Origin of the sequence: Propylenella binzhouense, assembly GCF_009866965.1 — a bacterium.
GTDB lineage: Bacteria > Pseudomonadota > Alphaproteobacteria > Rhizobiales > Afifellaceae > Propylenella > Propylenella binzhouense.
Window position 1 is genome coordinate 1 of sequence record NZ_SPKJ01000110.1, and the last position, 11756, is coordinate 11756.

The following is an 11756-nucleotide window of genomic DNA, read 5'->3' on the forward strand; positions in this document are numbered from 1 at the left end:
CGGCGCGGCGCGTGCCGGCCGAAGCCGCGCCGGAGCCGCTGCGGACGGCGGCTGCCGCGTCAAGCGCACCCGGCCGGCCGGCGGATCGCTGAGGCCGGGCCTGCGGGACGCGCTCCGTCAGCTGGCGCTCGCATAGAAGAGGTGGCGGCCGATCCGGCCGGTCATGCGCAGCTTCCGCGACCAGGACGGATTGACTGCGGTCGTGTGGTAATGGGTGGAGGCGCCGACGCCGTCCGGCCAGTCCTCCGATTCCTCGCAGGTCTCCTCGCAATCCAGCAGCGCGGCCGCTTCGGCGAGAATGCTCTTCCAGAGCTTCCTTTCGGCGATGAGGTCGGGCCGGCCGTCGCAGGCGAAGGAGAACTGGCAGCGGTTCTTCCTCTCGGCGTTCTGGTAGACCACGCCGCAGATCGTATCGGGGTAGCGCTCGCTCTCCTTCCGATTGAGGATGACCCGTCCGACCGCGAGCTGGCCGTCGAGCGGCTCCCCCCTTGCCTCGAAATAGATCCCCTTCGCCAGACATTCGGTCTCCTTGTCGGGCGCCCCCTCGTCCTCCGCCAGCGCAACGCGGGTCGTCAGCGCCGACGACGTGAGAACGAGCGCGCAAAGCGCCAGCCTGTAGGCAAGCCGCATCCAATGATCCTTATTTTGCTCAAGTGTCCCAGCGGGTTGGACCCGCGCCCCTTCCCGGAGGCGGGGTGCTGATGGCAGGCAATCAAGGCGAGGAATGGCAGCGTATGTGGCGGGAAGAAGATAGTTCCGGGCCAGATGAAGAAATCTATTCCGCCGTCACGGCAATTTTTAACCGGCTAACCGGTTCGTTTGTCGGCTTCGAATGGAGAATAGCAATATATTGTTCTTCTGTTTGCCTCGATCGTTTTGGTTAATAGGCGTGAAGTAGAGGAATATTTCGCCGGACACTGCAGCTTTGGGATGCCGATCGCGCCGCCGCCGCATTCGCTCGGGCGCGCGGCCGCATTGACCGGCGCCGCCGCGGGCGCATAGTCGTCGCCTGATCGGGAGCGTAGCGATGAGCGGATGCATCGTCGGCTGGGCGCATGGCCGCTTCGGCCGGCACGAGTCGGGCAGCCTCGAGGCCTTGATCGCGGAGACCGGCGCGGCGGCGATCCGCGATGCCGGGCTCGAGCCGGAGGATGTCGGCGAGATCATGGTCGGGAATTTCGGCGGCTTCGAGAAGCAGTCCTTCCCGGCCTCGTTCGCGCTGGCGATCGATCCCGCCCTCCGGTTCCGCCCCGCCACGCGCGTCGAGAACGCCTGCGCGACCGGGTCCGCCGCGCTCCACCAGGGGCTCAACGCCGTCGCGGCGGGCCGCGCCCGGTTCGTGCTGGTGATCGGCGCCGAACGGATGACGGCGGCGCCCGGCGCGGAAATCGGCGACATCCTGCTCAACGCCTCCTATCGCGCGGAGGAGGGCGGGACCGAGGGCGGCTTCGCCGGCATTTTCGGGCGCATCGCGGAGCTCTATTTCCAGCGCTACGGCGACCGCTCGGAGGCGCTCGCCCGCATCGCCGCCAAGAACCACGGCAACGGCGTCGCCAACCCCTATGCCCAGCTCCGCAAGGATCTCGGCTTCGCGTTCTGCAACGCGGTCTCCGACAAGAACCCGCTGGTTGCCGGCCCGCTTCGCCGCACCGATTGCTCGCTCGTCTCCGACGGCGCGGCCGCGATCGTGCTGACCGACACGGAGACCGCGCTCAGGATGCCGAAGGCCGTCCACCTCCGCGCCGCCGTGCAGGTGAACGACTACCTTCCGATGTCGCGGCGCGACGTCGTGGCCTTCGAAGGCTGCGCGGAAGCCTGGCGCCGCGCGCATGACGCGGCCGGCACGGTGCTCGCAGACCTCGATCTCGTGGAGACGCATGACTGCTTCACCATCGCCGAGCTGATCGAATACGAGGCGATGGGGCTGACCCGCCCCGGCGAGGGGCACCGCGCGATCGACGAAGGCTGGGTCGAGCGGGACGGGCGGCTTCCGGTGAACCCCTCCGGCGGGCTGAAGGCGAAGGGCCATCCGATCGGCGCGACCGGCGTCTCCATGCACGCGCTCGCGGCGATGCAGCTCACCGGCACCGCGGAGGGGATGCAGGTTCCGGGCGCCGCGCTCGCTGGCATCTTCAACATGGGTGGCACCGCGGTCGCGAACTACGTCTCCATCCTGGAGCGGCTGCGCTGACGGGAACCGTCTCCCCGCCGCTTCGTTGATGCCCCATGTTGCAGCGCAGCGAAGAGCCCAAGTCCCTGGCATTGGCCGCTGCCGCTGGCGGAGCGGCTCTTGTCGCCCTCGCGTTCTATCATGGCCGGCGCGCCCGTCTCGCGGAGCGCCGGACGCCGCCGGTGGGCGCGTTCCTCGAGGTGGGGGGCGTCCGGCTGCATTACTTCGAGCGCGGCCGCGGGCCCGCGCTGGTGCTGTTCCACGGCAATGGAAGCCTGATCCAGGATTTCCTGTCGAGCGGCCTCGTCGCGCGCGCCGCCCGGCGCTACCGCGTGATCGTGTTCGACAGGCCGGGCTATGGCTTCAGCGCGCGCCCGCGCGGCCGGCTCTGGACGCCCTGGGCGCAGGCTGACCTCCTTCACGCGGCGCTGGCGCGGCTCGGGATCGGCGAGGCGATCGTCCTCGGCCATTCCTGGGGGGCGCTGGTCGCGGCGAGCTATGCGCTGCGGTTCCCGGCTGCGACGCGCGCCCTCGTGCTCGCCTCCGGCTATTTCTATCCGAGCCCGCGCTTCGACGCGCTCCTGGCCTCGCCCTCCGCTGTGCCGGTCCTGGGCGACGTGCTGCGCTGCACCGTCTCGCCGTTCATTGCGCGCGCGATCTGGCCGCTGCTGATGCGCCGCATCTTCGGGCCGGCGCCGGTCCCGCCCTCCTTCGCGGAATTCCCGCGCGAGCTCGCGCTCCGGCCGTCGCAGCTCAGGGCCGCGGCCGCCGAATCGGCCTTGCTGGTTCCTGCCGCGGCCCGTCTCGCTCGCCGCTATTCCGGGATTCGGGTTCCGACCGTCGTCATCGCCGGCGCCGACGACCGGATGCTCGACAGCCGCTACCAATCCGCGGGCGTCGCGCGTGCCGTCCCGGGAAGCCGGCTGCATCTCCTGCCGGGGGTCGGGCACATGGTGCACCAGACCGCGCCCGACGCGGTGATGGCGGCGATCGACGAGGCGTCCGCAATGGCGGCGGTGGGGTCGCCGGCCCCTAGCCTGCCCCGATCGCGCCGAAGCCCGGCAGGATGAGCGCGGGCGCCGTGAAGCGGACGCCGGCGACGAGGCCGAGAAGGCTGATCTGCAGGCCGTCGCGGATGCCGAACGCGACGCCCGCGAGGCCCCCGAGCGAAACCGCCCAGCCGCCGGACGGCGTCGGGAAGAAGCCGGTCCGGTAGTCGCGGCCGATCGCGGTCGGCGGCAGCTCGGCGCCGAGCTCGGGGACGGCCGCGATCACGCTCGCGACGAAGGTGTTCGAGTTCGGCCCGGGCCAGACGCGGTACGTTCCCGGCCTCGACCAGGGATAGGCGGCGATCGCCGCCTCGACCTTCGGGAGGAGCGCCGCCGCCTCAGCGCCTCGAAGCGCGTAGATGATCTCCGGCTCGTTCGAATACCAGCGCCCGTCGGGCGCGTTGCGGTTGCGCCGGACGGGAAGGCCCCAGGCCGTCACCTCGTAGCGGTCGTAGCCGTCGGCGCCGGCGTGCTTCAGCACGAGCCAGGTGTGCACGGCCACGGCGCCCTTCAGGCCGCCGGTGCGCGCAGCGAGGATCCGGATCGAGGCTTCGGGCTCCGCGCGCGGCGAAGGCAGGATGCCGGCGGAGCTCCAGTCCGCGTCGCGCCAGCTCGACGGACGGTCTGCGGCGATCCAGACCGCGCCATGTGCGAGGACCGGCGCTATGAAGAGGAGGATGACGAGGACGGCGGACCACCGGATCGTGCTGCGCATGCTGGCCCTTCTCGCCGGCGAGCGTCGATGCCTCGTGCAATGTTACCGGCAGCGTGAGCCATGGCCAATCCCGTCCTCGTAGAGGTCACCCGCGGCCCGCTCGTGGAGAGCCGCCACCGTGCTTCCGTCGCGGTCGTCGACGCGGCGGGGACCGTTCTTTGGGCGACCGGGGATACCGAGCGGCCGGTCTTCCCGCGTTCCGCCGTCAAGCCTCTCCAGGCGCTGCCGCTCGTCGAATCGGGTGCCGCGGATGCGTTCGGGTTCGACACGCGCGAGCTCGCGCTGGCGCAGGCGTCGCATGGCGGGGAGCCTGCCCATGTCGCCGGCGTCGAGGCGATGCTCCGGGCGGCCGGGTTCGACGAATCCGCGCTCGAATGCGGGGCGCATGCGCCGAGCCACCCGGCCTCCGCCGAAGCGCTCGCCTGCGCGGGCGAGCGTCCGCGCGCGGTCCACAACAATTGTTCGGGAAAGCATGCCGGCTTCCTCGCCCTCGCTGCGCGCCTGGGCGTTTCCAGCAACGGCTATGTTGAACCCGGGCACGCCGTGCAGGCGGCCGTCAGGGATGCGATGGCGGACGTGCTCCGGGCGAGGCTCGGCGAAGAGAACCGCGGCATCGACGGCTGCTCGATCCCCTCCTGGGCGGTCCCGCTCGCGGCGCTCGCAAGCGGCTTCGCGCGGTTCGGGACCGGCGCCGGCCTGCCGCCGGTGCGGGCCGCCGCCGCACGCAGGCTTTACGAGGCGGCGACGTCGGCCCCGTTCTTCGTGGCGGGCACCGGCCGCTTCTGCACGGAGGTGATGGCCGGGCTCGCCGGCGCGGCGCTCGTGAAGACCGGGGCGGAGGGGGTCTTCTGCGCGGCCGTTCCGGCTCTCGGGCTCGGCATCGCGCTCAAATGCGATGACGGCGGCACGCGCGGCTCCGAATGCGTGATGGCGGCGCTCCTCGCACGGCTGCTTCCGGAGCACGCGGCCGCGCTCGCCCCGCGGCTGGACGTCCCGGTCGTGACGCGGCGCGGCTCGCGGGTGGGCGACATCCGGCCGGTGCCGGGTGCGTTCGCGTCTCTCGCGCCGCCGGCGCGCTCGGTCTGAAGACCTTCGGCGGAGATCGGCCGGACCGGTGCCGGCCCGCCGCCTCAGCCCCGCGGCAGGTTGGCGAGATCGCCGCGCTTCAGGTGGCTGATGAAGGACATCCTCGTTCCGTCGAGGCTCGGCGTGATGGCCGTGATCGGAACGCGCACGGGCCGCCCGCTCTCGCCTGAGAGATCGACGACGATGTGGGTCACGGCTCCGCTCGAATCGCCGACCGCGCGCTCCACCGTGCCGATCCTGTCGCCGTCCTCGTCGAAGACCGGCGAACCCGTGACCGAATCGAGCGACCAGCCGGACGGGAACATGTGCTCGCCGGGTATGGCCGGAGGCGGGGCCCCGGGATCCGACTGCGCGATCGCCGGCCCGGCCGCGAGGCCGGCCAGCAAAGAGAGGGCGAAACGCATGCGCATTGGGGCGACCCAGGCTTCCTTTCCGGTCTAACGAATCGGGAGGAGACCGGTTCCTCGCAGTGGCGGCGAGGCTGAAATGTCCGGTTGTCCGGATGTGGCCGCTTCTGGCGCGTCGGGGTCTCGCGCCGCCGATCCATAGCATTGTAATAAAACCGGGATCTTTGAGGGGCGGTTGCAGGCGTGCGCGTTAACCCGCCACGAACGAATTCAATCTTAGGAATTACCTTTGACTGCGAGTGCGAAGGTCATGATTTCCGAGGGCGAGCGTCTCAGGCATCTTGATCGCCTGGAGATTTTGGACACCGAGCGGGCGCCCGGCTTCGAGAGCCTCGTCGAGCTGGCTTGCGAAGTGCTGGCGGTCCCGATGGCGACGATCTCGCTCGTCGCCTCCGACCGGCAATGGTTCAAGGCGAGCCGCGGAATGTGCATGACGAGCACCGACCGGGCGAGCGCCTTCTGCGATTTCACGATCCGCTCGGACGACGTGCTCGTCATCGAGGATGCCCGCGCTGACATGCGCTTCGCCTTCAACCGGCAGGTGATCGGCCCGCCTTTCGTCCGCTTCTATGCGGGCGCACCGCTCGTCTTCGGGCCCGATCTGCGGCTCGGCAGCCTCTGCGTCATGGATCGCGTGCCGCGCGCCTTCGGCGAAGGCGAGCAGAAGATCCTTCGCCTGCTCGCCGCACAGGCCGTCGATCAGCTTCTCCATCACCAGACCCTCGGGCGGCTTCGCCGGGCGGTGCGGGAGCGCCGCCGCCAGTTGCACCGGGTGATCGATCAGAACCGGCTGCTCGCCGAGCAGGAGCGGCAGCTCCGGCAGATCTCGCGTCTCGCCAGCATTGGCGGCTGGTCGCTCGACCTCAGGAGCGGCACCGCAACCTGGACTCCCGAGGCCCTCGCCCTCCTCGGATGTCCTGGCGAGCAGCCCGCGACGCTTGCCGACGGCTTTCGCAAGCAGACCAGCGCCGATCTTTCCCGGATCATGCATGCGGTGGCCGAGACCGCCGGCAGCGGACAGCCGTTCTCCTACGAATCCTGCCACGTCTGTGCGCCCGGCGCGACGCGCTGGACTCGCATCATCGCGGAGCGCGACGGCGCGGACCGCGTCATCGGCACCGTCCAGGACATCACCTCCGAGCGCGTCATGCAGGATGAGCTGGAGCGCCTCGCGACGCGCGATCCGCTGACCGGGCTCGCCAACCGGCGCGCTCTCGGCGAAACGATCCGCGCGGCGGCGGAGGCGGCCGCCACCGGAAAGACGATGGCGCTGCTCATCCTCGAGCTCGACAATTTCAAGGACGTCAACGACACGCTCGGCCATCATGCAGGCGACCACCTCCTGCTGGCGCTGAGCGACCGCCTCCGGCAATCGGTGGCGGAGGGAACCCTGGTGGCACGTCCGGGCGGCGACGAGTTCGCCGTGTTCCTGCCGGATCTCGATCCCGCCGAATTGCCCGGCATCGCCAGCCGGATGCTCGAGACCGCCACCGCGCCGGTCCAGTATGCCGGCCAGACCCTCCGGGTGGGCGCCTCGATCGGCGTCGCCGTGGCGCAGTCTCCGGCCGTGAGCGAGGAGCTTCTGCGGCAGGCGGATATCGCCGTCTACGACGCCAAGCATGCCGGCGGCGACAGGTGGTCCATCTACAGCCCGGAGCTCGGCGATTATATCGAGCGCCGCCACCGGCTTTTCCAGGAGGTCCGGGCGGGCCTCCAGCACGACCAGTTCACCGTCGCCTTCCAGCCAGTCGTGAACCTGCGGTCGAGCGCTGTCGTTGCGCACGAGGTTCTCATCCGGTGGCAGCACCCGCGGCTGGGCCTCCGCAGTGCCGGCGAGTTCGTGGACGCGCTGGAGGATCTGGCGCTCGGGCGGGCGCTCTCCGATCGCGCGATCGAACTCGCCATCGGTCAGTTCGCCGACTGGAGTCGCCGCGGCGTGCCCGTCGACGGCATCGGCGTCAACATAGCCGCCGGCCAGCTCCGCGATCCGACCTTCCCGGCAAATCTCTATGCGCTGATGCAGGCGAGCGGCGTCGCCTCCTCCGCCATCCGCCTCGAGATCACGGAGGGCGTGCTGCTCGGGCGCGGCGCGGAGACGGCGATCCGCAAGGTGACCGAGATGCACGAGGCCGGGTTCCGCATCATCCTGGACGATTTCGGGACCGGCTACGCCTCGCTGACGCATCTCAGGGAGCTGCCGGTCGACGGCGTCAAGATCGACGCCTCCTTCGTGCGCTCGATGGCCTCGCAGGCGGCGAACCGGGTGATCGTCCGCTCCGTCATCGAGATGGCGCATGGCCTCGGCATGACCGTCGTGGCCGAAGGCGTGGAAACGCCGGAAATGGACGCACTCCTGAAGATCATGGGCTGCGATTTCGGGCAGGGCTACTATTACGGCCGTCCGGCGCTCGCCGAGGAGGTCGAGCGGCACCCGCTCTTGCGCCAGGCCGGCTGATCCGCCGCGCCGGAACGGCCCCGCAGGCCTTTGCGGGGAGGCGGGCATGTCCTAAGCGGTATGGCGAAGAGGATTATCCGGGACGGCCCGATGTCTCAGCGGAAACTTGGCCGGGCGCCTGGCCGCGGCGCCCGGGCAGGGCGCTGCCGCCGTGGCGGCTAGGCGAATCGGCGCGCGTGTCGCGCGCAAGCACGGCCTCCGCCGGCTCTTCGGGCCGTTCGGCGATGCCGGCGGCCCGGAAACGGAGCGCCGCCTCGTCCTCCATATCGGCGCCAACAAGACCGGCACGTCCGCGCTCCAGACCTGGCTTGCGATCAACGCGCCCGCGCTGCTCGAGCGCGGCGTGTTCTACCCGTCGCCCGGCATCGGCGTGCGGGCCGACAGGAAGACGGCCGACCGGATCGCGCGGACGGCCGGCGACCGCTTCACGCGTGCCGTCGCGAACGGCAACACGCTCTATCTCTACAGGCTTCTCCGGCCGGAGGTCCGTCCCGAGGGCTTCGACCAGGAGGAGTTCATCCGGCGCCTCGAGACGGTGCTCGGAAACGATCTTCCGGTCGTCCTCTTCTCGGGCGAGCACCTGCAGCTCGCCGATCCCGACTGGCTCGCCTTCCTGCGCGACGCGGCGCTCGCGGAGGGCCGCCGCATCGAGATCGCCTACGTCATGCGCAATCTCGCCGAGCACGCCTTCTCGGTCTGGATGCAGGAGGTGAAGCGCGGCGGGTCGGCAGCCGATTTCAGCGCCTTCGCGGATCTGTACCAGGCTCCCTTCGCGGCATGCTGGGCGAAGTTCGCCGGCGTATTCGGCGAGGCCGCCATCCTGCCGATCCGCTACGAGGATATCCGGCAGGATCTCGTCGGCGGCTTCCTCGCAAGGGTGTTCGGCTGGCGCGTGGCGGATGCGGCGGTGCCGGTCGTCAATCCCGCCCTCTCGGAGCGGCAGCTGCCCTTCATGCTCGCCGCCAATCGCAGGCTCGCGCGGATCGGCGGCGGGGCGGCGCTGCGCGCCTCCGTCGCGCTCTCCGACTATTTCGTTCTCAAGGCCCAGGCCGAGCCTGTCCGCCCCCATGCGACGCCCGATCAGCTGAAGGCGATCGAGCGGATGAACGGCGAAGGCCTCGCCTGGCTCAATGCCAGGCTCGCGACCAGGCTCGATGCCGGGTTTCCAGCCGGGCAGGGGCTGCTCCTCGCCGATATGCCCGTGGTTTCCGCCTCTTCCGCACTTTCCGCGGCGGCCGGACCGATGGGCGCGCTCGCCAACGCGGTCGCCGACCTCCTTCTCGCCGACCCGGATGCGCTCGCCGGCATGCCCGCCCAGCCGGACGACGGGATCGCCGCGCTCACCGAGCCCTGCGGCCGCGCCGGGCGCGCGCTCGAGGCTGTCCTTTCCGGCGAGGGGTGAGCGCACGGCCGCGATTGCCCCGTTCCGCGCAATCGCCTATGTCGTGGCCGAACCCCCCAACGTCCGAGCTACGGAGCCTCCGCCGCCATGGCGCGCCAGTTCATCTACTACATGCATGACCTCTCCAAGGCCTATTCGGGCGGCAAGAAGGTCCTCGACGGCATCAATCTCCAGTTCTACCCGGACGCCAAGATCGGCGTGCTCGGCCCGAACGGCTCCGGCAAGTCGACGCTGCTCAGGATCATGGCCGGGATGGACAAGGAGTTCACCGGCGAGGCCTGGGCGGCGGAAGGCGCCACCGTCGGCTATCTCTCGCAGGAGCCGGCGCTCGACGCCTCCAAGGACGTGCTCGGCAACGTGATGGAGGGGGTCGCCGACAAGCAGGCGGTCCTCGACCGCTACAACGAGCTGATGATGAACTATTCCGACGAGACGGCGGCGGAGGCCTCCGAGCTCCAGGACGAGATCGATTCCAAGAATCTGTGGGACCTGGAATCGAAGGTCCAGATGGCGATGGACGCGCTGCGCTGCCCGCCCGGCGATGCGGACGTCAACAATCTCTCCGGCGGCGAGCGCAGGCGTGTGGCGCTCTGCCGGCTGCTCCTCTGGGAGCCGGACCTCCTCCTCCTCGACGAGCCGACGAACCATCTCGACGCGGAGACGGTCGCCTGGCTGGAGAAGCACCTCGAGCAATATCCCGGCGCCGTGCTGATCGTCACCCACGACCGCTACTTCCTCGACAACGTGACGGGCTGGATCCTCGAGATCGACCGCGGCCGCGGCATCCCCTACCAGGGCAACTACACCGCCTATCTGGAGCAGAAGGCGAAGCGTTTCGCCCAGGAGCAGCGCGAGGACGAGGCGCGCCAGAAGGTGCTCGAGCGCGAGCGCGAGTGGATGGGCCGCAGCCCGCAGGCGCGCCAGTCGAAATCGAAGGCCCGCATCAAGGCCTATGACGAGCTGCTGAAGCTCAACGAGGCGCGCCTGCAGTCGCGCGACGCGCAGATCGTCATCCCGCCCGGGCCGCGGCTCGGCGACGTCGTGATCGATGCCGAGGACCTGTCGAAGGGCTTTGGGGACCGGCTCCTCATCGACGACCTCACCTTCAAGCTGCCGCCCGGCGGCATCGTCGGCGTGATCGGCCCGAACGGCGCCGGCAAGACGACGCTCTTCAAGATGATCACCGGCGAGGAGAAGCCGGACGGCGGCGCCATCCGGATCGGGGAGACCGTGGTGCTCGGCTACGCCGAGCAGAACCGCGGGCTCGATCCGAACGCCACCGTCTGGGAGGAGATCTCCGGCGGTGCCGAGGTGGTCCAGCTCGGCAAGCGCGAAATGAACTCGCGCGCTTATTGCGGGGCGTTCAACTTCAAGGGCGGCGATCAGCAGAAGCCAGTCGGCCGGCTCTCCGGCGGCGAGCGCAACCGCGTGCACCTCGCCAAGATGCTGAAATCGGGCGCGAACGTCCTCCTCCTCGACGAGCCGACCAACGACCTCGACACCGAGACGCTGGCTGCCCTGGAGGAGGCGCTCGAGGATTTCGCCGGCTGCGCCGTGGTCATCAGCCACGACCGCATGTTCCTCGACCGCCTCGCGACCCACATCCTCGCCTTCGAGGGCGACAGCCACGTCGAATGGTTCGAGGGCAACTTCCAGGCCTATGAGGAGGACAAGAAGCGCCGCCTCGGCGCCGATGCCGTCGAGAACCCACGCCGGATCAAGTACAAGCCGCTAACGCGGTAAGGGCGGCTCCGTGCTGTTTGATGATCTGAAGGCGCGGGGGTTTGATGTTCTGGCGCTTCACCACGCCGAGGCAATTATCACGCACGATATGCCGGAGGCCGAGAAAGACATCGATCGGGTTCTTTGTTCGTTGGAAATTCCGATCACTGAGCTTGTCGCAGGTGGGGGTGGCGAAGCACAAGGCACACAGAGGATGCGGCGGGCTCTTTCCGATCTGGGATGGGTCAAGCGGAATATCGGAATCCGCAAAACTGTCCGTTGGGACGACGAATCCGATGAGCAGGTTGTCGCCTCCTTGTCCCACGAAATTGATCATGTGAAGACGTTCGGCCCGATGAACTGGGCGATCGCGCTAGAGATTGAGTGGAACAACAAGGATCCGTTCTTCGATCGGGATCTTGAAAATTTCAAGCGCCTTCATGCCGAAGGTGCAATCTCTGTCGGGGCGCTCATTACCAGGGGCGAGAGTTTGCATCGGAGCATGAGGACTCTGCTACGGCGGTTCATCGACCAAAAGGGCATCGATGCTGTAGAAGCTTTGGGCGAATTTGGTTATCGGCCAACTCGCCGGCAGCAGGACATCATCGAAAGGGCAGCAAAGCGTTCAGGCGATTTCAGGCAAGCTTGGGTTGACGCCTTCGTTAGAGCGGAATCCGATCAGGTTGCATCATACCCTGCCGCTTTGAAGTAGTTGGCGCATTCGGCTGGTGGGAAGAGATCGATGAGGCG

Annotated in this window: 10 protein-coding genes; 7 read left to right on the forward strand and 3 right to left on the reverse strand. The window is 69.0% G+C overall.

Annotated elements, in window-relative coordinates; translation table 11 throughout:
- Window positions 1-117: 117 nt before the first annotated feature.
- A complete protein-coding gene (locus E4O86_RS19975; RefSeq protein WP_161142312.1) occupies window positions 118-630 on the reverse strand; it encodes a cell wall hydrolase in 513 nt (170 codons plus the stop codon).
- Window positions 631-1027: 397 nt separating this feature from the next.
- Between E4O86_RS19975 and E4O86_RS19980 the strand changes: the two genes are divergently transcribed.
- Together E4O86_RS19980 and E4O86_RS19985 are read left to right on the forward strand one after the other, a co-directional pair.
- A complete protein-coding gene (locus tag E4O86_RS19980) occupies window positions 1028-2191 on the forward strand; it encodes an acetyl-CoA acetyltransferase (RefSeq protein ID WP_161142313.1) in 1164 nt (387 codons plus the stop codon).
- 161 nt (window positions 2192-2352) lie between these two features.
- On the forward strand, window positions 2353-3240 hold the full coding sequence (locus E4O86_RS19985) for an alpha/beta fold hydrolase (RefSeq protein ID WP_343039199.1): 888 nt from the start codon (window positions 2353-2355) through the stop codon (window positions 3238-3240).
- On the opposite strand, the gene E4O86_RS19990 is transcribed toward E4O86_RS19985, so the two are convergent.
- A complete protein-coding gene (locus E4O86_RS19990; protein ID WP_161142315.1) occupies window positions 3203-3934 on the reverse strand; it encodes a DUF3750 domain-containing protein in 732 nt (243 codons plus the stop codon). The genes E4O86_RS19985 and E4O86_RS19990 overlap by 38 nt on opposite strands.
- 60 nt (window positions 3935-3994) lie before the next feature.
- Between E4O86_RS19990 and E4O86_RS19995 the strand changes: the two genes are divergently transcribed.
- A complete protein-coding gene (locus E4O86_RS19995) occupies window positions 3995-5020 on the forward strand; it encodes an asparaginase (protein ID WP_161142316.1) in 1026 nt (341 codons plus the stop codon).
- A 44-nt stretch (window positions 5021-5064) separates the two neighbouring features.
- Here the strand turns inward: E4O86_RS19995 and E4O86_RS20000 are convergent, their stop codons facing one another.
- Complete coding sequence (locus tag E4O86_RS20000) at window positions 5065-5430, reverse strand: PRC-barrel domain-containing protein (RefSeq protein WP_161142317.1); 366 nt, start codon at window positions 5428-5430, stop codon at window positions 5065-5067.
- Between the two features lie 226 nt (window positions 5431-5656).
- On the opposite strand from E4O86_RS20000, the gene E4O86_RS20005 reads away from it, so the two are divergent.
- The 4 genes from E4O86_RS20005 (at window position 5657) to E4O86_RS20020 (ending at window position 11718) form a co-directional block, all read left to right on the forward strand.
- Window positions 5657-7882: a putative bifunctional diguanylate cyclase/phosphodiesterase gene (locus E4O86_RS20005; RefSeq protein WP_161142318.1), complete on the forward strand. Its 2226-nt coding sequence runs from the start codon at window positions 5657-5659 to the stop codon at window positions 7880-7882.
- Window positions 7883-8033: 151 nt separating this feature from the next.
- On the forward strand, window positions 8034-9284 hold the full coding sequence (locus E4O86_RS20010) for a hypothetical protein (protein WP_161142319.1): 1251 nt from the start codon (window positions 8034-8036) through the stop codon (window positions 9282-9284).
- An 87-nt stretch (window positions 9285-9371) separates the two neighbouring features.
- Window positions 9372-11027, forward strand: coding sequence for an energy-dependent translational throttle protein EttA (gene ettA, locus E4O86_RS20015; protein ID WP_161142320.1), 1656 nt, complete (start codon window positions 9372-9374; stop codon window positions 11025-11027).
- 10 nt (window positions 11028-11037) lie between these two features.
- Window positions 11038-11718, forward strand: coding sequence for a BglII/BstYI family type II restriction endonuclease (locus tag E4O86_RS20020; protein ID WP_205520994.1), 681 nt, complete (start codon window positions 11038-11040; stop codon window positions 11716-11718).
- The last annotated feature ends 38 nt before the right edge of the window (window positions 11719-11756 follow it).